Below are 22,246 nucleotides of genomic sequence, written 5' to 3' on the forward strand. Positions count from 1 at the left end.
TCGCTGCGCTCGCAATGACGGCTATCCAAGCTGCGTTACAATCCCAGCCCGGCAAAGCTCGTCTGGTCGAACTTCAGCTTGAAGGTCACATAGGCGCCCGAGCGGGCGAAGCGCGCGTCCTCGAAATCGCGGTCGTGGAAGCCCGCGAAATTATAGCCGAAGGTGACATTCGCATTGGTCATCGGCGCGAGAGTCAGCGTCGGGCCGGCGGCCCAGGCGACGGTATCGCCGCCGGTTCCGACGCGAACGCTGCCCGAGGCGCCGACATCGACATGCTCGCCCAGGTTGAAGCGGAAGTCGGCGCCGAACATGTTCGACCAGCCTTTGACGTCATCGGCGCCGAAGCGGTCGAAATTATAGCGCGTGCCCCAGAAGAAGCCGAATTCGCCGCGTTCATACCATAGCCCATCGCCGTCGCGCCGATCGCCGCGATCACCGAGCGGCGACCAGTTGACCGACAGGCTATTGATGACGCGGCGGCTGGTGGCATCGCCATCGATTGTCAGCGCGGCGCCGCCGATCGGCCCGGCCTGACCCGCGACTGCATCGCGCACCTTGTCCGAACGGACTTCGGTCTTGTTGAGCCAGGACAGCCGCGAATCGGCGGGACGATGCGCCCAGCTGAGTTCAAACTGGATCACTTCGGTCGATGGCGTGGTGCCGGTGCCGCTGGCCTTCGCATAGGTGAAGAGCGCGCCGAGCGCCCGGCCTTCGCCAAGCTGGCGCAGCCCGCCGAGCGTGAGGCCATAGCGATTGGCAAGCTCGCCATCGCGATATTCGGCGCGGCCCGTGATCGTCCAGCGATCGGCGCGATAGGTGGCGCCGGTGCTGACCGCCACGAAATCCTCGGTCAGCGTCCCGTTGCCCGCAAGGAAACCACCCGACGCCGCAGGCTGACCCGCGTTCAACACATCGCCCGCGCGGATACCGCCCAAGGTGCGGTTTCCGTCGACCGACAGATCGACCGACCAACGCTCGCCGAGCCGCAGCGACTGCGACAGGCCATAGGCCGCAAAGCTGCGCGGGCCATATTCGCTGATATCCTGCTGGTTCGCGGTCGCGAGCAGGCGCGCCCCGGCCCACGGCGCGAGGTCGAAGCCCAGCCGCGCGGTGCGGGCCTTCACGCTGCTGCCGTCGGCGATTTCGTAGCTACCGACCAGATTGACGTCGCGCGTGATCGCGAACCGCGCGCCGAGCCGCTGACGGGTCGGGAAATCGACGCTTGCATCCTGTCCGCCCAAGGCAAATTCGCTCTGCGCATCGAGTTCGAGGCGCTTGTCGAACAGCCGCTGCGTCGCACCGAGCTGGACGATGTCGGATTTGTTCGTGCTGCCGTCGCTGAGCCGGTCGTCGGCGTGGGTCAGTCCGGCGCGCAGCAGCGTGGTGCCATTGTCATATTCGACCAGCGCGCGCGCCGCCCGGCGGCGGGCATCGGTGTCAAGATAATCTTCCTGCCACGCGCTGCCCGTCACCGAAAGCTGGCGTCCAACGCGCAGCCGTCCGTCGAAGCCGAACTTGCGCGTGCCGTTTTCGCTGCTGCTGATCTGACCGGTGCCGAATCCGCTTTCCTGTTCGCGGACATAGGCCAGGAAGTCGGCGCTGCTGCTGTGATGCTCGGCCTCGATCAGCCATGCCTTCGCGGTTCCGGTGGCACTGCTGTTGCTGCTGCCCGCCTTGCTGCTGGCGTCGCTGACCGCGATTTCGGCGCGAACCTCGGTATCGGTATCGGGCCGGAAGCGCGCATCGACGCCGCCGAGGTTGGTTTTGCGATCATTATCCTCGTCGTGGATCAGCGTCGCGCCGACGCGCAGCCGGTCGTCGTCGCTGCGATAGCTTACGCGGCCGCCGGCATTGAGCACGCGTTCGCCGACGCCATCGACTTCATATTCGGCGACGATAAACTGCGAATCTAGCGCCGAGGACCGGCTGAGTATCGGCTCGCGAAAGCGCAGCGTGCCAGCGGCGTAATCGATGTCATAGTCGATGTTGCGCGTCAGCGTCTTGCTATCGACGATGCGTTCGCTGTGCAGCCGGTCGCGCGTTTCGATCGTGATGCGGTCGCTGTTCGGCAGAATGTCCCGCGCAGCGAGCTGATAGGGACCGGTCAGGCCATTGCCCTGAATCTCGTCGCGGCGGAAGCGGTAGGGCGTATCGGCGGCGAAGGCCGTCGCGGCGAGGTTGCGCCCGCGATACTCCGCCTTGGCACCGTTGAGCGCGCGCTGATAGCGGGCGAGCTGCGGCTCCGAAATGCCCGTCTCGAAATCGCCGAACATCGCATAGAATTGCGGCCGTTCGAGCCGCAGATAGAGCTTGCGAACCGACGCGGCATCATAGCGCGTCTCGTTGCGGTCGGCGTAGATGGTGTAATAGGCGCGCGGATCGATCACGCCGCCAAATCGCGCGTCGTCCTGTTCCTTGTCGCTGTCATAGGCCAGCGTCATCAGCCATTTGCCCTGGATGCGACCCTTGGCATAGAGCGCGAGCCGGGCGTCGGCGTTGAGGTCGTCGAGCTTCTCCGCGACGGCTTCCATCCGGTCGTCCAGCGTATTGTAACCGAGCGTGCCGGCTGCAAAGCCCACCACGGTCCAGGGGCGATTGCCCGGATCGAGCCAGGTTTCGATCGTCTGCTGGCGCTCGACTTTGGTATCGCGAAAGCGGAAATCGATCGTCAGTGTTCCCGAAGCGGTCGTCGGTTCGAGCTCGATGAAGGCCAGCCCGTCGTCGCCTTCGGTCTTCCAGACCGGCTGCGCGCGTTCGAGCCCGGCAAGCTGGCGCGCCTGCTGCGCTTCGGCCTCGACCGCCGGGTAATAGGGTGCGGGGACGCTGAAATCGCCCGTCAGTCCCGCGCGGATCGGCTTGCCGTCGCGATCGGTCAGACGCACCGCGATCACCGGGCGCGTGACACCGTCCGCCACAAGCACCGATTTGTCGCGCACCAGCGTCGCGCGCATCGGCGTGATCGAATAATGGACATTGCGCTGGATCGTCTGCAATGGCGCGCCGTTCGCATCCTCGACCTTTGCTTCGAGGCGATTCTCACCCTCGGTAATCTCGATCCCGCGCCAGACGCTGACGGCGACGCTCCCGTCGGCCGACTTGCTGACGCCCTCGAAATTGAGCGCATTGACCGGCTTGCCACTGATGCTGAGCGTCACGCGCTGTCCCGGCAGATGCTTGACAGCGGCGCGGATCGACTTGGCGCGCGGATTATGATCGGGTTCGGGGAACAACCAGCCGATGCCGGGTGCCTGGCCGGCAAGCCAGTCGCGATTGGCACCTGCGGCTTCGGGATCGCTGAGGGTTTTGCGGGTTTCGGCAGGATTGGTTGCCGGGGCGGCGCGCGGCGCGCTTATCGCGGCGCGGAAATCGGCGCGCTTCAGCGAACCGCCGCGACCTTCGACGAAGCGCGAGATCGCACTGCCGGCATCGACGGTCGAGCGGGCGCAATCGACCGGCGCGCGATCGAGCGGAAGGGTCGAAGGATCGATCTGGACGACGTGCAGGCCGGGGCGAACGCCTTCGAAATGATAGCGCCCATCCTCGTCGGTGACGGTGTAGCTGCCGTCCTGGAGCATCACGCGGACGCCGCCGATTCCGCGCGCCTTGCCCGGGTCGACGGCGCAGCCGCCGTCGGTGATACGGCCGATGATCGTCATACGGTCGCCAAGCTGGTCGCGTTTGATCGCGATCGTCGCTTCGGCGACATTGCTGACGGTCCCGCGGTTGTCCTGCGCCGTCGCGCGATTGAGCGCGCTCCCCGGCTGCGCCGAAACGGTGACTTCGGCGACATAGGTCAGCAGCACCGACGCCGAGGGCGCAATTGCGGGGAGGGCGACGCTGAAGCTGCGTCCGTCGGCTGCGACGGTCGGGTCGACGCGCGTGCCGTCGATGCGGACCGTATCGGCGCGAAGGCGCATCCCGGCGGGCAACTGGTCGCTGACCGTCACCGCACCGGTCGTCCGCCGCGCATCGCGGTTCGACACCGTAATGCGATACTGGACGACATCGCCAGGCACCGCTACCTGCGTCGAAGTCGTCTTGGCGATCACCAATGGCTGGCCGGGCTGATCGACGGGAATATCGACCCGCACCGGGGCAGGGCTGGAAAGCGTGAAGGCGCGGCTGTAGCTCGCGTCGGTGATCGTGAAGGGCTGACCGTCATCGGGACGGCGCAAGCTGGCAAGATCCGCAGGGCTGGAAGCCGAGGGCGCGGTGTAAGGCGCGGGCGGTTCGACGAGCAGTCGATAGGTGCCGGGCGCCACAAAGGGAAAGCGATAGTCGCCCGCGGGGAAGGTATAGACCGTGCCTCCGCTGTCGGTGACATTCTGCCCGGTGACGACCGTGGACGGGTAGGAGGAGGTTCCGTCGTCGCCGAACACCTGCGCCGGCTGGCCGGTTGCTGCGTCGATCAGCGTGACGCGGCTGCCCGCGACGGGCGAACCATCGCCGCTGTCGAAGACGATGCCGAAGGGATCGACCAGAAAGTCGATCGTCGCGATGGCGACAAGGCTCGCATTGGCGCGATCGGTGACGCGGACCTGAATTGGCGCGCCCGGCGTGACCGACAGGCGGCAATCGCCGGCAACCACGGCGGGCGGAACGCCGATCGTGTTGATGATACCGACAAATTCGCCGCTGTTTGGCGCGGTTTCGGTCAGCGTGATCTGTTCATGATCGCCATTCTGCAAGTCGATGCTGACGGGCAGCAGATCGCGCTGCGCCGGATCGGTATTTGCGGAGGCGAGGGTGACGCCGACGACAAGCATTTCGCCCGCGCGGAAGCTGGCGGTGCTCTGCAGCGACGCGGGGTTGGTCGGCAGGCCGGCATAGGGTCCGGCAAGCTGGATGAGTTGGCCCGCGCTCGCGGCGCTCAGGCCCTGTGCGGCGATGATCGACCCGCCGCAGGGCGTCGGAACGACCGGAACCGATTTGGTGCCGCCGCTGTCGACCAGGCGGTAGGTGCTTATGACCGGCTGCTCGGGCGGCCTTGCAACCACCGTCACATCGACGCGATTGGAGAGCGTTTGCGCCACGCCGCCGCTGCCCGTCCACTGCGCCGACGCGGTATTCGAAATCACCTGCGCATGCGCCGCGGGTGCCGCAGGCAGCAGGGCTGCCGCGACCAGGGCGGTCACATAGGAGAGGGCTTTCGATCCGAAGGTCATTGCCGGTCCTGAAGGGGACGGTGCCGCGCCGTGCGCGCCGCCGCCCCCTTCGCTGGTCCTGTCAGTTGACGGTCGCGCGGAACAACAGGGTGCGCGTGTCGCCCGCGGCCACCGTCGCAACGGTGCCCGACACGACCGGCGCGGCATAGTTGGTCCCTGCCGCGACGCCGTCGGTGTTGCAGGTGCCTGCCGTAACCGTGCCGTTGACCCGCGCCGAACCGGCGACATAGGTCAACTGCGTCGGGACGCTGTCGTTGATTGCGACCGACGTGGCGCTGGCACCGCCCGCGGCGTTGGCGACGAGGATGCAATATTCCACCGTCGCGCCCGGGATCAGCTTCGGATTCGTCGTTCCGTTAAACGGATCGTCGACCACGCGGCTGGTCTTGGTTACAGTGAGTGTCGCGGTCTTGACCGTATAATCGTCGGCGGCGCTATGCGACGCGTCGCGATTGGCGTCATTCACCCCGGCGACGTCCGCAAAGACAGTGTCCTTGGCGGCCGTATTGGCCCCGGCAGTCTGCGTAATCGCGGCGCCCTGCGTGCCCGAAGCCCCACCTTCGCGTGCCGTCGCGCGCAGCTGGACGCCCGCAACAGCACCGGTGGAAACACCGGCCGGGACGTCGGCGACGACGAACAGCCGGATAGGCGTATCGGTTGCAAGCTCGTCGATATAGGTGACGAGCGTATCGGCCGCATCGAAGCTGCCGACCGTACCCGAAGATATATTGTCGCGGTAGATGCGGACGTTGCTCACATCGAAGCTGTCGGTGCCGCCATGCGCAGCCGTCCCGCCAGCGATCTGGCTGGCCGTCAGTGCGAAATCGAGCACTTCGTTCGACGTATTCGTCAACTGGAACGTCGTGACGGCATTGCTTTGCCCCGGCACGACCTCGGTCGTGACGCTACCCACTTCTTCGACAAGCAGATTGATCTTGCGGTCGACGACGAAGCTGTTCGACGCGGTCTGCTGGCCCTGTGCGACGCCGCCGACCTGATAGTCGACGGTGACGTTATTCGTAATGGTGGTGCCCGCGGTCGTGCCGGCCGCATAGGCCGGGCTGGCAGCGATCAACGCGATCGCTGTCATTCCGATGGCGCCCACATAAGTCAGCTTGCTGGTCATAGCTGAACTCCAGGCTTGTTCGGTCCCCTATTGCCCCACCGCCGGTGACCTTTAAGCGGTTATGATCAGAGGGTTATTTTACAACTCCCCTGAAGATGAGCTTGCCGGTTGCTCCCGCCGGGATCGGCTTCTGGAACGCCCAGCGAACGTGTGTGACATCGGCGGGCTGCGCCGGGCGGCGCGTTCCGTCGGCCATCGGCACGGTCAGATCGGCGAGCTGTCCCCACATCTTGCCGCCATCGACCGAGACGAGCGGCGGCATATCGCCGGCGCCCGCAAAACGGACCGCTGAGGGCATCGGATTGGTGATGACGAACTTGTCGGCAGGCTGCGCGCCCGCGTTGCGATAGTTGAGCACGAAGACCAGCCGGTCGCCAGGAACGACGACCTTCGGTTCCTCGAGCAGGACGCGCTGCTTGCCGGCCGCGTCGGTCGTCACCCGCTCGACGAAGACATTATTGTCGAGCGCGACCTGGTTGGCGGCGAACGCCTGTGCCGGTGCGAGGGCGGCGATCAGAAGGAAAAGAGCCTTGCGCATGCGAATCTCCATCAGTCGATCTTGGTCTTGAAGGTAACGGTGCGGGTCTGGCCGCCCGCGACGGTGCCGAGCTGCACGCGGATCCGCGTGCCGTTGTAGTCGCCGGCATCGGCGTCGCTCGCATCGCTCAGCGGCGCGCCGCCAAGAGTGATCGAACCGGTGACATAGGATGTGTCGGCCGGAATATTGTCGGTGATCGCAAGACCGCCGACCGACCCCGTGCCGGCGACCGTCGCGGTGATCGTGTAGGTGATCGTCGCGCCCGGAACGGGCTCGCTGCCGCCGAACGGATCGGCGACGACCGCCGATTTGACGAGCGTGACGGTGGCCGCCGACACCTTGTAGGCGCCATTGTCCTGCCCGTCGGCGCCGGTTGAACCGACGACCGCATCGCCGCCGCCCTGGCCCTGGCCCGCGAAGGTGGTGCCCGGGGCGCCGGTGCCGATCTTGGCCGCCGCGACCAGCGTCACGATGCCGCGATCATTGTCGGCGACCGTCCCCGGCGTCGTCGCAACGACAAAAATGCGCGCGCTCTGGTCGGGGTTGAGCACCGGATCGTTCGACCCGGCGGTATAGAGCGTGTCGGTGGCGGGATCGAAGATGCCGTCGCCATTGTCGATATAGATGCCGGTGATGGTCGGGTCGTAATTGTCGCCGCCGACATTGGCGATCGTGCTGAGCCCGAACGCTTCCTGCCCGTTGCCGGTGTTGGTCACAGTGAACGTAAGCAGCTGGTTGGTCCCACCGGGCGTCGTTGCGACATCCGACGGGTTGTTCGAGGCAACCGTCACGTCGAGCAGCTCGTCGACGCGCAGGTTGACCGTGTTCGAATCGATCGTCTGCGTCCCCGCTCCGTTGTCGAAGCTGGCGCTGGCGGTGTTGCTGATGGTTGATCCGGCTACCGTACCGGCGGCATGCGCCTGCATCGGCAGGGCGAGCGCGCAAAGCAACAGGGCGGAATAAGAGGGTCGAAGAAGCTGATGCTTCGCGCCCCCCACAGGCGCTTTCATCATCGAATTGGCTCCATAATTGCTGGTCCTTGGGAGCCGTCCTCGCGGAAAAAGGGTAATTTCTGGTTAAAATGGTGAAAATACTCGGCCTTTTGTCCTAAATGGGGACAGGGCAATAATGGCGCACCATTGGGCCAATCCATTCGGGCGCCACTGGCGCCGACGCCAAAGTGCGCCTAAGAGGATCGGGTTCAACGGGAGCGATCGACGCAATGGAGGACAGCGAGCACCCGGAGGTGCCACCCTTGCTCAAAGACGCAGCGCAACGCGTTGAGATCGATGATTTTCGTCGGGACCGGTTGCTCGCGGCGCTGACGCTTATCATTGGTGCGGCCTTCTGCCTGGGGCTGCCCTTCGCGCTGCAGGCCGGCGCCGAATTCTTCCTGCCGCTCACCGCGGCGATCGTCGTTTCCATTGCCCTCGTTCCGCTGCTCGAATGGCTCGAGCGGCGCCGCGTTCCGTCGGCGCTGGCGGCCTTTTTGGCGCTCTCGAGCTTTCTGATGCTGGTCAACGCGGCGCTGGCGATCATCGTCGTTCCGGCGACGGGATGGTTCGCGCGCATCCCCGAATCGATCCCGCGCATCCAGACCAATCTGGCGCCGGTGATCGATTTCTATTCGACCTTGCAGAAATTCGTCGACCGCACATTGACCTCGGTCGCGAGCGGGTCCGAAGCGACCGCGCAGGCCATGGCCGCCACAACGCCAACCTCGGTCGTCGACTATTTCATCTCGGCCGCGCCGGCGGCTGCGGTGCAGCTTCTCTTCGCGGTTCTCGTGATCTTCTTCTTCCTCGCGGGATGGACGCGGCTGCGGCGCAGCACGATCCGCCGGCGCGGCAGCTTCGACGGCGCGATGCAGACCGCGCGCGTGATCCAGAATGTCGTCGATGCGACTGCCGACTATCTCGCGACGATCACGATGATCAATGCGCTGCTGGGACTGATCGTCTCGTTGTTGCTGTGGGCGCTTGGCATGCCGTCGCCCTTCATGTGGGGCGGCATCGTCTCGCTGTGCAATTTCGTGCCCTATCTCGGGCCGATCGTCGCCGCGATGCTCCTGGGTCTGGGCGGGCTGATGACCTTCGATGCGGTCGGGGTCGCGCTGTTGCCGGCCGTCATCTTCATTGGGGTGCATCTGGTCGAGGCGAATTTGATCACGCCGCTGGTGTTGGGGCGGCGGCTGACCGTCAATCCACTGCTGATTCTCGTCTCGCTCAGCTTTTGGGGATGGGTGTGGGGGACGCCGGGGGCGCTGCTTGCGGTGCCGCTGCTCCTGATCGTGCAGACCGTCCTTGCCTCGACCGGCACGCCTGATCTTGCCGGTTTTCTATTCGAACATGGGACGCTCACCGCGACCGAAGAGATGCGCGAGCGATTAAATCGAAAAGAGTTTGATCGGGACGGTTGACAGGTCGGGACGAGGGCAATATTGGCGCGGCTCCCAAGCGCAAGCGGGTGTAGCTCAGTTGGTTAGAGCGCCGGCCTGTCACGCCGGAGGTCGCGGGTTCGAGCCCCGTCACTCGCGCCACTTGCCCTGAATTTCGGCAGGTGGCGCCTCCTTCAATCCTTGGCTTGGGTCGCTTCCGTCTTTCGTGAGTATATCGGATATTCGATCGCACCGGCCTTCTGCCGGGCAAGCTCCACCGACGCCATATCGAACCCGTCGGGGATGGCGAGTTGCTCCGGCGCATCGCAGATTTGCGCAATGCCGAAACGCCGCTGCATGACGTCCTGAAATTCGGTGAGATTGCCGATCGGGGCATCGCAGCGCAGCCGGCCTCGCTGATAATCGGCCGCTGCGCCTGCGATGGCGAGCAGCGTGATTGCGCCGTCCGTATCGCCGGTCTTGTCGCGTAGCCACGCGAGTTCGGGCATCAGCAGCCAACGCAGCGGATAGGCGGACGTCTCGCTTGCCAACGGCTCGAGCAAGCGCCGCGCCCCGGCATAATCGCGTCCGGCAACGGCAGCATAAGCGCGGGTGATCACCGCATCGGTCGCGGCGTCGCCAGTCCGCTCGGCGCGCCGGAAATATTCGGCGACAAGGACATAGCGGACGCAATCGGCGCACGCTGTCCTGTCCCAGTCGGGCATGGGGACATCGGCCTGCGGATAAAAGAGAATGTCGGCGATCTTCGCGCTCGGCAATTCGCGCCGGCAATCGGTCGAAATCAGCCAGCTTCGCGCATCGCGCGTCACCTCGATCGTCGACCCGGCATAGTCGAAGGGGCAGGGCGGAACCTCGCTTTTGCTGCGGTGCGCCGTCAGCCCCATCTGTTCGAGTTGCAGACAGGGATCGGCAAGCAGGCGATCGAGTTCCGCCGCCGCCGCCGGAAGCAGGCGGCCGCGCTGGACGCGGCGGCTCTTGTCGGGGGCGGGCTTGACCTGCTCGGTCATGAAACCATAGGCCGCATCGGGCTCTTCGAACAATTCGGGGGGCGGCGGGGGCGGTGGCACGGGCGGCAGCGTCCCATGATCGACGCGCAAGACTTGCCATGCCCCGGCCGCGTCGCGCCACAGGGTGCTGACGGTCGAAAAGCGGATATCCTGCGTGATGCTTGAACCGATCACGCCGCGCAGCATGATCGTTGCGCCGCCGCTACCCGGTTGCGTATCGGGATCGGGCGCCCCGGCCCATTCTTCAAACCTTGCCCGATAGTCCGGCGTGGCCAGGCCGTCGGGCGTCAAGGCGGCAAGATTATAGCCTTTGGCAGCGGCGGGGCACGCCTTGACGAGCGCCTTCACCTGCTTGCGCAGGCCGTCATCACGCGCCGCCGCCGGGGTGCTCGCCAAAATCAGCGACAGGACAGCCGCCGTTCCCATAAATACCCGCATCGCGCCTGCCTCCCCAATGGTGCGCGCAGGCTATCGAATAATCGGGCGGTGCCAATCCCTATTGTGGGGCGCGCCAGCGCCCGGTTTCCATCCAGCACAGCAGTGGCCGCAGCGGCAGCACCCATACCCAGGCGATCCCCGCGACGAGATAGAAAATCGCCTGCACCAGCACCGGCCAGCCGCCGACCCACGGCGAGAGGCTGACGACGGCCGCCGCCCACGCCGTGATCAGCGCCAAGATCAGAAGGATGCCGGTCGGCTTGCGCCAGCTTGGCTGCGGATCGGCGGGGGGCTCGCTCACAATCGGTCTCCGGTAATGATATATTCCTGCTCGGTCAGGACCGCATCGAGCAAAATATCGGTTTGTTCAATGGGAACAGTGTCAACTTCCTGCACCGACCAGCCGATCCCGATACGCGGAACTGCCGGATTTTCGGCAAAGAACCGGTCATAATGCCCGCCTCCCTGGCCGAGACGGCCGCCGTGGCGGTCGAAACCGACGAGCGGGCAGAGGATGATGTCGGGATGCGCGATTTCGGCACTGTCGGGCGGCTGGGGCGATCCCCACGGCCCTTTTCGAAGCGCATCGCCATCGTCCGATATCCGAAAGGTCATGGCGGCCGTGCGGTCTGCGTGATGCGGCAGCGCGATGCGCCGGCCATCCAGCAGCAGCAGCGGTCGGATATCGGGTTCGTCGCCCCACGGTGCATAGGCGCCGACGGCAGGGCTGGCATCGAGCAGCTTGCGGAGCGTGTCGGGAACGGCGCGAAAGGCAGCGAGCCGCCCCATCGGGTCGAGATTGGCGACGAAATGGCGGCGGCGAAAACGCAATCGTTCGCGCAGCGCCTGTTTCTGCGAAGCGAGGTCGGGCGTCATGCGGGCCGGGCCTCCTTCAAAGCCTGTCGGGTTGGCGGGACCACCATGGGTCGGTTTCCGGAAGATCCTCTGACGCCAGTAACGTCAGGTGGGGGCCATGTACGTCGGACTAGGGTCCGGGCAGGGACAGCTCCCTTGGATGATGTATCGCCTCAGGGATTTTCGCAACGGCTCGTGCCGGGCAGTACCCGCCGATGCCTATTTAGGGACGCGGGGCCCCATCCTCAAGCGCTTTGCTCAACCTTTGCGGCGAGCGCTTCGATCCGGTCGGCGATCTGGAGCAGTGCGCGGTCGTGCGTTGTGCGCGGCGCGGCTGCTACAGCGGGCGGCGGCGCGGCCTTAAGTGCCTCGATTTCCCTGCGGGCCGCAGCGAGTTCGTCACGCGCCTGCGTTTCGCGGCTTTCCGCTAGCGCAACCGCGGCGCGCAGCGAATCGGATTGGGGCTCGGACCTGTCGACCTTGGCCTTTGCTTCCTGCGCCTCGTCGGCGAGCATGAGCGCCGCGAAGAGAAGCTGGCGTACCTCGGTGCTGCCGGGGATGGCGCGGACCTTTTCGTCGATCAGCCCGGCGAGCTTCTGAAGCTGCGGCTCCTCGCCGTCGGCGCAGGTCAGGTCATAGGTGCGCCCGGCTATGTTCAGTCGGACATCAGCCACGATTCGCCTCCGCAATCAGTCGGTCCAGTTCACCGATAACAGCGTTAACTTCGGCTTTCAGGGCCGATTGATCGCTTGTCGGTTGAACGGATGCGCCGCGTTCTGCGCGCTCGGCCAGGCTCTTTTCGATGCGGCTCAGCGCGCGCTCGATGCGGCCGATGGCGAGGCTGGATTCGTCGAGATCGAGTTCCATGCCACAGGGGTAGCAGCGCCGGGGGAGGGGTGCAATCGCCTGTCGGCGCCGAAATGCGCGCGAATTCTTGCCGCGGGCGGTTGACTCTCGGCGGCGCCGCCGCAAAGGGCAGTCGCGCACGCCAGCCCAGACATAAGCGGGGAAAAGATGACACTGCCCGAACGCCAGCTCGCCAACGCGATCCGCGCGCTTGCGATGGACGCCGTACAGGCCGCGAACAGCGGTCACCCCGGGATGCCGATGGGCATGGCCGACGTCGCGACCGTCCTCTATTCGGATTATCTGAAATTCGATCCGACCGATCCGAAATGGGCCGATCGCGACCGATTCGTCCTGTCGGCGGGCCATGGCTCGATGCTCGCCTATGCGACGCTCCATCTCGCGGGCTATGCGCACCCGACGATGGAGGAAATCCGCAATTTCCGCCAGCTGAACAGTCCCTGCGCCGGGCACCCCGAAAATTTCGAACTCGCTGGCGTCGAAACGACCACGGGGCCGCTGGGTCAGGGGCTTGCGACCGCGGTCGGCATGGCGATCGCCGAGCGCCATCTCAATGCCATTTACGGCGACGACCTCGTCGACCATCGCACCTGGGTCATCGCCGGCGACGGCTGCCTGATGGAAGGCATCAATCACGAAGCGATCGGCTTGGCCGGCCATCTGGGCCTCGGCCGCCTGATCGTGCTGTGGGACGACAACAAGATCACGATCGACGGGTCGACCGACCTTTCGACCAGCGAGGACGTGAAAGCGCGTTATGCGGCGACCGGTTGGCATGTCGACAGCTGCGATGGCCATGATGCTGCCGATATTCGCCGCGCGATCGACGCGGCGCTGGCGGACGGCCGCCCGTCGCTGATCGCGTGCAAGACGCTGATCGGCTTCGGCGCGCCGAACAAGCAGGGCACATCGGCGACGCATGGCTCGCCGCTCGGCGCCGACGAGGTGGCGGCGGCGCGCGCCAATATGGGCTGGACCGCCGAACCGTTCGTCATTCCCGCCGACATTGCCGACGCATGGCGCGGCTTTGGCCAGCGCGGCCAGTCACTTCATGCTGCGTGGAATGATCGCCTTGCAAGTAGCGATAAGAAAACGGATTTTGAGGATCGCCTGAGCGGCAAGGTCGCGCCGGGTGATGCTTTCAAGGCCTATCTCGACGGGCTGGTTGCCGAACCGCCGAAGGTCGCGACGCGCAAGGCGTCGGAAAATGCGCTGACCGCGCTCACCGCCGACATCGCCTCGCTTGTTGGTGGCAGCGCCGACCTTACCGGCTCGAACAATACCAAGACATCGTCGACCAAGCCGCTGAACCGGAACGATTATTCGGGTCGCTACATCTATTATGGCATCCGCGAATTCGGCATGTCGGCGGCGATGAACGGGATGGCGCTGCACGGCGGCGTGATCCCCTATGGCGGCACTTTCCTGGTCTTTTCGGACTATTGCCGCGGCGCGATCCGCCTGTCAGCGCTCCAGCGTCAGCGCGTCGTTTACGTGATGACGCACGACAGCATCGGGCTCGGCGAGGATGGACCGACGCACCAGCCGATCGAGCATCTGCAGTCGCTGCGCGCCATGCCCAATCTGCTCGTGATGCGCCCGGCCGACGCGGTTGAGACGGCCGAATGCTGGGCGATCGCGCTCGCGCAGGACAGCCGTCCGACGCTCCTCGCACTCACGCGCCAGAATCTGCCGCCGCTGCGTCATGACGTCACGGAAAATCTTTGCTTGAAAGGCGGTTATCGCCTTCGCAGCGCCGCCGCGGCGCGCAAGGTCGTGCTGGTCGCGACCGGTTCCGAAGTGTCGCTGGCGCTCGATGTCGCCGAAAAGCTCGAAGCGGCGGGGCAGGGTGCCGATGTCGTTTCGATGGTGTCGACCGAATTGTTCGACGAACAGGATGCGGCCTATCAGGCCGATCTGCTGCCCGACGATGCCCTGATCGTCTCGATCGAGGCCGGGACGACCTTCGGCTGGGAACGCTACACCGGCCGCCATGGCCTGCGCTTCGGCATCGACAGCTTCGGCGCGTCGGCGCCGATCGACGATCTCTACCGGCATTTCGGCCTGACGGTCGACGCCATCACCCCCAAGATTCTGGCGCGGCTCGGCGCATAAGACCGGCCGCCACCTTCCGCAGAAAGGACTAACCGACATGGCAGTGAAAGTCGCAATCAACGGTTTCGGACGCATCGGCCGCAATGTGGCGCGCGCCCTTCTCGAGCGCACCGATCACGACCTTGAACTGGTGTCGATCAACGATCTGGGCGATGCCAAGGCCAATGCCCGCCTGCTTCGCCATGACTCGGTTCATGGCGCCTTCAACGGCACCGTCGAAGTCGATGACAACGACCTGATCATCAACGGCAAGCGCATCCAGGTCACTGCCGAGCGCGATCCCGCCGCCCTGCCGCACGCCGCCAACGGCGTGGACATCGTGATGGAATGCACCGGCTTCTTCACCAACAAAGCCGGCGGCCAGAAGCATCTCGACGCGGGCGCGAAGCGCGTACTCATTTCGGCGCCCGCCAAGGAAGTCGACCTGACCGTCGTTTACGGCGTCAATGACAGCCAGATCACCGCCGATCACCGGATCATCTCGAACGCGTCCTGCACCACCAACTGCCTCGCGCCCTTCGCGAAGGTGCTGCACGAAGCGATCGGTATCGAGCGCGGCCTGATGACGACGATCCACGCCTATACCAACGACCAGAAGATCCTCGACCAGATCCACGACGATCCGCGCCGCGCCCGTGCCGCCGCAATGTCGATGATCCCGACCTCGACCGGTGCTGCGGTCGCCGTCGGCCTCGTCCTGCCCGAACTGAAGGGCAAGCTCGACGGATCGTCGATCCGCGTTCCGACCCCCAATGTGTCGGTGATCGACCTCACTTTCACCCCGTCGCGCGAAACGACCAAGGAAGAAGTGAACGCGGTGCTCAAGGCTGCCGCCGAAGGCGCGCTGAAGGGCGTCCTTGGTTATACCGAGGAACCGCTGGTTTCGATCGACTTCAACCATAATGCCGCCAGCTCGACCATCGACAGCCTCGAAACCGCGGTTATCGACGGCAAGCTGGTGCGCGTGCTGAGCTGGTACGACAATGAATGGGGCTTCTCGAACCGCATGATCGACACGGCGGGCGTGATCGCGAAGTTCCTTTAACAATATTCTGGTGCCCCTGCGAAGGCGGGGGCCCCTCTCCGACCGCATCGGAATGAAACCGGCGGTGATCAGGGGACAAGAGCGCAGGAGATGGACCCCCGCCTTCGCGGGGGAACACTCCGGGATCGGAGTGAGAGATGGCAGATTTCAAGACGCTCGACGACATCGGTGACGTCACCGGCAAGAAGGTGCTGGTGCGCGTCGATCTCAACGTGCCGATGTCCGACGGCGCCGTCGCCGACGACACGCGAATTCGCGCAGCGATGCCGACGATCCGCGAACTGTCGGACAAGGGTGCCATCGTTCTGCTGCTCGCCCATTTCGGCCGTCCGAAAGGGGCGAAGAACCCGACCCAGTCGCTCAGCCTCGTCATCGACGGCGTCGCCGACGTCCTCGGCCATTCGGTGATGTTCATTCCCGATTGCATCGGCGAAGGCGCCAAGGCGGGCGTTGCCGTCCTCGCGCCCGGCGACGTCGCCGTGCTCGAAAATACGCGCTTTCATGCGGGTGAGGAAAAGAACGACCCCGCGTTCGCCGATGCGCTTGCCGAAATCGGCGACATCTATGTCAACGATGCCTTTTCGGCGGCGCACCGCGCGCATGGCTCGACCGAGGGCATTGCCCATCGGCTGCCCGCCTATGCCGGCCGCGCGATGGAGGCCGAACTCAAGGCGCTCGACGCCGTGCTCGGCAATCCCGCGCATCCGGTTGCGGCGGTTGTCGGCGGCGCGAAAGTGTCGAGCAAGATCGACGTGCTGCGCAACCTTGTCGGCAAGGTCGATCATCTGATCATCGGCGGCGGGATGGCGAACACTTTCCTCGCGGCGCGCGGCGTCGATGTCGGCAAGTCGCTGTGCGAGCACGACCTCGTCGATACCGCCAACGCGATTTTCGACGCGGCGGATGCCGCAGGCTGCACCATCCATCTGCCCTATGACGTGGTCGTCGCGAAAGAATTTGCCGCGAACCCGCCGACGCGCACCGTGAACATCCACGAAGTCGCGGCGGACGAGATGATCCTCGATGTCGGGCCTGCGGCGGTCGAGGCGCTCGGTGACGTGCTGAAAAGCTGCCGCACGCTGGTGTGGAACGGTCCGCTCGGCGCTTTCGAGATTGCGCCGTTCGACGCCGCAACCGTCGCGCTCGCCCGGACGGCGGCGGCGTTGACGCGCGAAGGGTCGCTGATTTCGGTTGCCGGCGGCGGCGATACCGTCGCCGCGCTCAACCATGCCGGCGTTGCGGACGAGTTCACCTTTGTTTCGACCGCAGGCGGCGCCTTCCTCGAATGGATGGAAGGAAAGCCGCTTCCCGGTGTCGATGCGTTGCGGAGTTGATAGGGGCTGAAGGGGGCTGCCGAGATGAAGACGAGGTTTTTCGCTGCACTTGCTCTTGCCGCGATCAGTATTCCGGCCATGGCCGCCGAGGAGTTCCCCGGCGCCATCATCGCGGATTTCTACATGTCCGAATTCTCGATCCCCAAGGGATGGGAATTGTCTTACAAGGGTCTCGATAACGGGGTGCAGGTCTTTGTCATGGACCGCGACCTCGACACTTACCCACAGACCGCCTTTCTGCAGCCGATCGAGCAGATGCGCCGGCTGATGTGCGGCGATGACGAATTGAAGCAGATGGTGAACGGCGGCACCCTCGTGCGCGTCGATAGCCGCGACAAGCGCGGCGGCAAGACCAGTCTGACCAAGGGGCCGACGCTGACGCGTTGCTGATCGGCCGCTTTTCCATCGCATTGCGTCCCGGGCGACGGGCCGCTATGCGCGCCGCACCATACGTATGCAAATCCACGGAGACGTTATGACGACCGCCAATGCCGAGATGCTGGAAAAGATCAAATCGGGCCAGGGCTTCATCGCCGCGCTCGACCAGAGCGGCGGTTCGACGCCCAAGGCGCTTAAGGGCTATGGCATCGACGAAGGTGAATATTCGGGCGACGAGGAAATGTTCGCGCTGATCCATGCAATGCGCAGCCGGATCGTGACGGCGCCCTGTTTCAACGGCGATAAGGTGATCGGCGCAATCCTGTTCGAACGCACGATGGACGGCGAAGCCGATGGCAAGCCGATTCCCGCCCTGCTGTGGGAACGCGGTGTGGTCCCGTTCCTCAAGGTCGACAAGGGTCTCGAAGCCGAAGCTGACGGTGTGCAACTGATGAAGCCCAATGCCGATCTCGACGCGCTGTGCGAGCGGGCGGTTGCGAAGGGCGTGTTCGGAACCAAGATGCGCAGCGTCGTCAATCTCGCCAACCCGGCGGGCGTCAAGGCGATCGTCGCGCAGCAATTTGCCGAAGCCGCGCGCATCGCCGCGCACGGCCTGGTGCCGATCATCGAACCCGAAGTGAATATCAAGAGCGCCGAGCGCGATGCAGCGGACCGGCTGCTACTTGCCGAACTCGTCGCGGCGCTCGACGCGTGGACCGGCGCGCCGGTCATGCTCAAGCTGTCGCTGCCCACCGAAGCGGGACTGTTCCAGCCGCTCGTCGATCATCCCAAGGTGCTGCGCGTCGTCGCGCTGTCTGGCGGCTTCGCGCGCCCCGAAGCATGCGCCGAACTCGCGCGCAACCCTGGCATCATCGCGAGCTTCAGCCGCGCGCTGCTGGAAGATTTGCGCGCGTCGATGAGCGACGCGGAATTCAATGGCTCGCTCGGCAGCGCGATTGACGAAATTCACGCCGCGTCGGTCGCCTGATGGCTGACAGCTGGGACCGCGTCGACACCTATATCGGCGAGAAGCTGATTGGCGACGACGCGATCCTGGCGGCTGCACTCGCGCACAATGCCGAAAACGGCTTGCCACCGATCGACGTGTCGGCGGCGCAGGGCAAGATGCTCTATCTGCTCGCGCAAATGGCGGGCGCGCGGCGCATCCTCGAAATCGGGACGCTCGGCGGCTATTCGACGATCTGGCTCGCGCGGGCGCTACCGGACGATGGCGCGCTGGTGACGCTGGAAGTCGACCACATGCATGCCCGCGTCGCGCAGGCGAATCTCGATCGCGCCGGCCTCTCTGATCGGGCCGAGATCCGGGTCGGCCCGGCGATGGACAGCCTTGCCGCGATGACCGACGTCGCGCCTTTCGACATGGTCTTCATCGACGCCGACAAGCAGAGGAATGTCGATTATGTCGCCGAAGCGATCCGCCTCGGCCGCAGCGGCACGACGATCATCGTCGACAATGTCGTGCGTGAAGGCGGCGTGCTCGATGCCGCGAGTGACGATGCCCGTATTCAAGGAACGCGCGCGCTGTTCGACTTTCTGCAATCCGACCCGCGCATCGACGCGACCGCGCTGCAGACCGTCGGCGCGAAGGGATGGGACGGCTTCGTGCTGGCGCGGGTCGCCTAAAGACCGCCCATGAATCGGAAGGCGAAGCGGTAATCGCCGGGCTTGATCGGTCGGTCGGGGCGCTTGTCGGGATGCACCGATTCGAGCGTGATCGTGCCGTCGGCCAGTGGCGTCGGTTCGCCTAGCACCACTTCGAAAGGCTGTGCGTCGCCATTGGGACGAAGCCACAGCATCTTTACGCGGACACGGCCTGCCCAGACGCAGGCGACCCCGACGGGACAGCGACTGTCCTCGATCACCGCAACCGGCTGGATCAGCGGCCCGTCGGCATAGGCGCGCTGGCCGATGGCGACATTGGCGGCGTCGGGCAATGCGGTAACGTCGCGACTCGCTGCGCAGGCCGAAACGGTCGCAGCAGTGACGAGGGACAGGGTGGTGGCGCGAAACATCTTCTGCATTTGCGGCATGCTGGCGGCGTAGCTATGAACCCGCCATGACCGAACCGACCTGCCAGCTTTACCTCATCTCGCCGCCCGATGTCGGCGGCGACTTTCCGGCGCAACTCGAAGCGGCGCTGGCCGCCGGCCCGGTTGCCGCGTTCCAGTTCCGCGTCAAGGGTTTGACCCAGCACGAAGCGGCGCGCCTTGCCGAACCGCTACAGGCGATTTGCGCCGCGCACGATGTCGCCTTCATCGTCAACGACGACATGGCGCTGGCGAAGCGGCTCAAGGCCGATGGCGTCCATCTGGGGCAGGGGGACGGCGATCCGCAGGAGGCGCGGCGGCTGCTCGGCCCCGGCGCGCAGATCGGCGTAACCTGTCACAACAGCCGCCACCTTGCGATGGATGCCGGCGAAGCGGGGGCGGATTATGTCGCCTTCGGCGCCTTCTTCCCCACGACGACAAAGGCGGTCGAATATCGCGCCGAGCCCGAAATCCTCAGCTGGTGGCAGGGACTGTTCGAGCTGCCCTGCGTTGCGATCGGCGGGATCACGGTCGAGAATGCGGAGCTGTTGATCGATGCTGGCGCCGATTTCCTTGCGGTATCGGGCGGCGTCTGGAACCATCCGGACGGCCCGGCCGCGGCGGTGCAGGCTTTCGCCGCGCTGATGGCAGCGGATTAGGCCGCGCGCGTCAGGTCCGCGTGCGCGGATGCTCGTCACGCGGTGCGTCGTCGCACTTGCGCCAACCGAACAGCCCCACGCATGGCGCCGGGCGCTTGACCGAAGCGGCCGCTTCGGGGCCGGGATGCGGCTTGGGATCGGGAAGGGTCGTCGTCATGCCCGGCTCTATGCGCCGCGCTGCGCGGCGATGATTGGATCGAAGCGTCAATTCGGTTTCGCTTCGTCGCGTTTCCACGCCTGTTTTGACTTGCCTAATTCCGCGCCGCCCGCAACACAGCGCGCGGGGAGAAATTTATGTCCGATACCGACCAGCGCAGCGTTTCGATGCGCGAACTCACCGTCCGCGGGATCGTCCTCGGCGGACTGATCACGCTGCTGTTCACGGCGGCAAACGTCTATCTGGGGTTGAAGGTCGGGTTGACCTTTGCAACCTCGATACCCGCCGCGGTCATTTCGATGGCGATCCTGCGCTTCCTTTCGGGGGCAACGATATTGGAGAATAATATCGTCCAGACGATCGCCAGCGCGGCGGGGACGCTTGCGGCCATCATCTTCGTCCTGCCCGGTCTGGTCATCGTCGGCTGGTGGCAGGGTTTCCCCTATTGGACGACCGCCGCCGTCTGTTTCATCGGCGGAACGCTGGGCGTGATGTTTTCGGTCCCGCTGCGCCGCGCACTCGTCGCCGGGTCGGACCTTCCCTATCCCGAAGGCGTCGCCGCGGCCGAAGTGCTCAAGGTCGGGTCGCGCGCGGGCGAGGGGGCCGAGGAGAATCAGCGCGGCCTGCGTACGATCCTGCTCGGATCGCTGATCAGCGCCGGTTTCTCGCTGCTTGGCGCGATGAAGCTCGCGGCGCTCGAAGTGTCGAAGAATTTCAAGCTCGGCGCCGGCGCCACCGGCGTCAGCGGCAGCCTGTCCTTCGCGCTGATCGGCGTCGGGCATCTTGTCGGCCTGTCGGTCGGCGTTGCGATGTTCATCGGCATGGTCATCGCATGGGCGGGTCTGATGCCCGCGCTGACCGCGGCGCAGGGGCTGACCGGACCGGTCGACGATGTGGTCGGCATGGTGTTTTCGCAGCAGGTGCGCTTCATCGGCGCCGGGACGATCGGGGTCGCGGCATTGTGGACGCTGCTCAAGATCGTCGGCCCGATCGTCAAGGGCATCAAGGGCTCGATCGCGTCGTCGCGGGCGCGCGGCGCGGGCGAGGTGGTCGAACTGGGCGAGCGCGACCTGTCCTTCGGCATCGTCGCGGGGACGATCCTGGGCTCGCTGATCCCGATCGCCGGACTGCTGTGGTTCTTTGCGCAGGGCGGCCCGATCGCGGCCAATCCGGTCGGCGTCATTTTCGCGACGCTGCTGTTCGTGCTGTTCGTCGGCGCGATCATCGCCGCCGTCACCGGCTATATGGCCGGCCTGATCGGTGCGTCGAACAGTCCGGTGTCGGGCGTCGGCATCCTCGCCATCATTGCCGCTTCGCTGATGCTGCTCCTCTTCTTCGGGCGCAATCACAGTGAAGCCGATACTGCCGCGCTTGTCGCCTATGCGCTGTTCACCACTGCGATCGTCTTTTCGGTCGCGACGATTTCCAACGACAATCTCCAGGATCTGAAGACCGGCCAGCTCGTGGGTGCGACGCCGTGGAAGCAGCAGCTCGCGCTGGTTATCGGTGTCGGCTTCGGTTCGCTCATCATTCCGCCGGTGCTCGACCTGTTGAACCAGGCATTTGGCTTTGCCGGTGCCGCGGGGGCGGGCGCCAATGCGCTGCCGGCGCCGCAAGCGGCCCTGATCAGCGCGCTGGCCAAAGGCGTGCTCGGCGGCGACCTGCGTTGGGATTTGATCGGCTATGGTGCCTTGATCGGCGCCGCGATCATCGCCGCCGACGAGATATTGGGGCGCATGGGCAAGCTGCGCCTGCCGCCGCTCGGCGTCGGCATGGGCATCTATCTGCCGATGTCGCTGACCTTGCTCATTCCGATCGGCGCGGTGATCGGCCATTTCTGGGAAAAGCGCGCCGAACGCAGCGCTCGCCCTGAATTCTACAGCCGGATGGGCGTCTTGCTGGCGACGGGCTTCATCGTTGGCGAGAGCATTTTCGGGGTATTGTTCGCGGGCGTCGTCGCGGGTTCGGGAAGCGATGCGCCGCTGGCGCTCGTCGGGGAGAGCTTCGAGCCGACGGCGATCATCGTCGGCCTTTCGCTCTTCGTCGCGCTGATCGCATACAGCTATCGGCGCACGCGCCGCGCCACCGAAAGCGTCTAACGCGCTTGCCCTTGGCC

Annotated in this window: 20 protein-coding genes and 1 tRNA gene; 10 read left to right on the forward strand and 11 right to left on the reverse strand. The window is 65.3% G+C overall.

Annotated features, from left to right (window positions below; genetic code table 11):
* Window positions 1-35: 35 nt before the first annotated feature.
* The 4 genes from STE01S_RS03415 to STE01S_RS03430 all read right to left on the reverse strand — a co-directional run bounded on the left by STE01S_RS03415 (window position 36) and on the right by STE01S_RS03430 (window position 7,842).
* Window positions 36-5,165 carry a DUF11 domain-containing protein gene (locus STE01S_RS03415; RefSeq protein WP_062764875.1) on the reverse strand — a complete coding sequence of 1,710 codons (5,130 nt, stop codon included), beginning with the start codon at window positions 5,163-5,165 and terminating at the stop codon, window positions 36-38.
* A gap of 61 nt (window positions 5,166-5,226) precedes the next feature.
* Window positions 5,227-6,291: a DUF11 domain-containing protein gene (locus STE01S_RS03420; protein WP_062764878.1), complete on the reverse strand. Its 1,065-nt coding sequence runs from the start codon at window positions 6,289-6,291 to the stop codon at window positions 5,227-5,229.
* Window positions 6,292-6,364: 73 nt separating this feature from the next.
* Complete coding sequence (locus tag STE01S_RS03425; RefSeq protein ID WP_255265868.1) at window positions 6,365-6,829, reverse strand: hypothetical protein; 465 nt, start codon at window positions 6,827-6,829, stop codon at window positions 6,365-6,367.
* A gap of 11 nt (window positions 6,830-6,840) precedes the next feature.
* The gene (locus tag STE01S_RS03430; RefSeq protein WP_062764882.1) at window positions 6,841-7,842 is read right to left on the reverse strand and encodes a DUF11 domain-containing protein; all 1,002 of its coding nucleotides are present in this window, start codon (window positions 7,840-7,842) and stop codon (window positions 6,841-6,843) included.
* A 209-nt stretch (window positions 7,843-8,051) separates the two neighbouring features.
* Between STE01S_RS03430 and STE01S_RS03435 the strand changes: the two genes are divergently transcribed.
* Both STE01S_RS03435 and STE01S_RS03440 read left to right on the forward strand, forming a co-directional pair.
* Window positions 8,052-9,248, forward strand: coding sequence for an AI-2E family transporter (locus tag STE01S_RS03435; RefSeq protein WP_062764885.1), 1,197 nt, complete (start codon window positions 8,052-8,054; stop codon window positions 9,246-9,248).
* A 43-nt stretch (window positions 9,249-9,291) separates the two neighbouring features.
* Window positions 9,292-9,368: transfer RNA gene (locus STE01S_RS03440), tRNA-Asp, on the forward strand.
* Between the two features lie 32 nt (window positions 9,369-9,400).
* On the opposite strand, the gene STE01S_RS03445 is transcribed toward STE01S_RS03440, so the two are convergent.
* The 5 genes from STE01S_RS03445 to STE01S_RS03465 all read right to left on the reverse strand — a co-directional run bounded on the left by STE01S_RS03445 (window position 9,401) and on the right by STE01S_RS03465 (window position 12,394).
* A complete protein-coding gene (locus STE01S_RS03445) occupies window positions 9,401-10,672 on the reverse strand; it encodes a hypothetical protein (protein WP_162928193.1) in 1,272 nt (423 codons plus the stop codon).
* 58 nt (window positions 10,673-10,730) lie between these two features.
* Window positions 10,731-10,973: a DUF2842 domain-containing protein gene (locus STE01S_RS03450; RefSeq protein ID WP_003051523.1), complete on the reverse strand. Its 243-nt coding sequence runs from the start codon at window positions 10,971-10,973 to the stop codon at window positions 10,731-10,733.
* Window positions 10,970-11,548 (reverse strand): 5-formyltetrahydrofolate cyclo-ligase, encoded by a 579-nt coding sequence (locus STE01S_RS03455; RefSeq protein ID WP_062764891.1) that lies wholly within the window; start codon window positions 11,546-11,548, stop codon window positions 10,970-10,972. The genes STE01S_RS03450 and STE01S_RS03455 overlap by 4 nt, the downstream gene beginning before the upstream one ends.
* A 224-nt stretch (window positions 11,549-11,772) precedes the next feature.
* The gene (locus STE01S_RS03460) at window positions 11,773-12,201 is read right to left on the reverse strand and encodes a cell division protein ZapA (protein ID WP_003051532.1); all 429 of its coding nucleotides are present in this window, start codon (window positions 12,199-12,201) and stop codon (window positions 11,773-11,775) included.
* Window positions 12,194-12,394, reverse strand: a complete 201-nt coding sequence (locus STE01S_RS03465) for a hypothetical protein (RefSeq protein WP_062764894.1) — start codon at window positions 12,392-12,394, stop codon at window positions 12,194-12,196. Before STE01S_RS03465 ends, STE01S_RS03460 begins: the two co-directional genes overlap by 8 nt.
* A gap of 147 nt (window positions 12,395-12,541) precedes the next feature.
* On the opposite strand from STE01S_RS03465, the gene tkt reads away from it, so the two are divergent.
* From tkt to STE01S_RS03495, 6 genes are all read left to right on the forward strand, one after another.
* Entirely contained in the window at window positions 12,542-14,509 is a 1,968-nt protein-coding gene (gene tkt / locus STE01S_RS03470; RefSeq protein ID WP_062764897.1) for a transketolase, read from the forward strand.
* 37 nt (window positions 14,510-14,546) lie between these two features.
* On the forward strand, window positions 14,547-15,554 hold the full coding sequence (gene gap / locus STE01S_RS03475; RefSeq protein WP_062764900.1) for a type I glyceraldehyde-3-phosphate dehydrogenase: 1,008 nt from the start codon (window positions 14,547-14,549) through the stop codon (window positions 15,552-15,554).
* A gap of 137 nt (window positions 15,555-15,691) precedes the next feature.
* Window positions 15,692-16,888 (forward strand): phosphoglycerate kinase, encoded by a 1,197-nt coding sequence (locus STE01S_RS03480; RefSeq protein ID WP_062764903.1) that lies wholly within the window; start codon window positions 15,692-15,694, stop codon window positions 16,886-16,888.
* A gap of 24 nt (window positions 16,889-16,912) precedes the next feature.
* On the forward strand, window positions 16,913-17,278 hold the full coding sequence (locus tag STE01S_RS03485; RefSeq protein ID WP_162928194.1) for a hypothetical protein: 366 nt from the start codon (window positions 16,913-16,915) through the stop codon (window positions 17,276-17,278).
* An 85-nt stretch (window positions 17,279-17,363) separates the two neighbouring features.
* Complete coding sequence (locus STE01S_RS03490; protein ID WP_062764908.1) at window positions 17,364-18,254, forward strand: fructose bisphosphate aldolase; 891 nt, start codon at window positions 17,364-17,366, stop codon at window positions 18,252-18,254.
* Window positions 18,254-18,910, forward strand: a complete 657-nt coding sequence (locus STE01S_RS03495) for an O-methyltransferase (protein WP_062764911.1) — start codon at window positions 18,254-18,256, stop codon at window positions 18,908-18,910. Before STE01S_RS03490 ends, STE01S_RS03495 begins: the two co-directional genes overlap by 1 nt.
* Here the strand turns inward: STE01S_RS03495 and STE01S_RS03500 are convergent.
* Complete coding sequence (locus STE01S_RS03500) at window positions 18,907-19,308, reverse strand: hypothetical protein (protein WP_255265869.1); 402 nt, start codon at window positions 19,306-19,308, stop codon at window positions 18,907-18,909. The genes STE01S_RS03495 and STE01S_RS03500 overlap by 4 nt on opposite strands.
* 35 nt (window positions 19,309-19,343) lie before the next feature.
* Here STE01S_RS03500 and thiE point away from each other — a divergent pair, with 35 nt between their 5' ends.
* Window positions 19,344-19,973: a thiamine phosphate synthase gene (gene thiE, locus STE01S_RS03505; RefSeq protein ID WP_062764917.1), complete on the forward strand. Its 630-nt coding sequence runs from the start codon at window positions 19,344-19,346 to the stop codon at window positions 19,971-19,973.
* 10 nt (window positions 19,974-19,983) lie between these two features.
* Here the strand turns inward: thiE and STE01S_RS20255 are convergent, their stop codons facing one another.
* Window positions 19,984-20,130: a hypothetical protein gene (locus STE01S_RS20255; protein ID WP_156001419.1), complete on the reverse strand. Its 147-nt coding sequence runs from the start codon at window positions 20,128-20,130 to the stop codon at window positions 19,984-19,986.
* Between the two features lie 137 nt (window positions 20,131-20,267).
* On the opposite strand from STE01S_RS20255, the gene STE01S_RS03510 reads away from it, so the two are divergent.
* Window positions 20,268-22,229, forward strand: coding sequence for an OPT family oligopeptide transporter (locus tag STE01S_RS03510; RefSeq protein ID WP_062764920.1), 1,962 nt, complete (start codon window positions 20,268-20,270; stop codon window positions 22,227-22,229).
* The last annotated feature ends 17 nt before the right edge of the window (window positions 22,230-22,246 follow it).

Origin of the sequence: Sphingopyxis terrae subsp. terrae NBRC 15098, assembly GCF_001598815.1 — a bacterium.
Taxonomy (GTDB): Bacteria; Pseudomonadota; Alphaproteobacteria; order Sphingomonadales; family Sphingomonadaceae; genus Sphingopyxis; species Sphingopyxis terrae.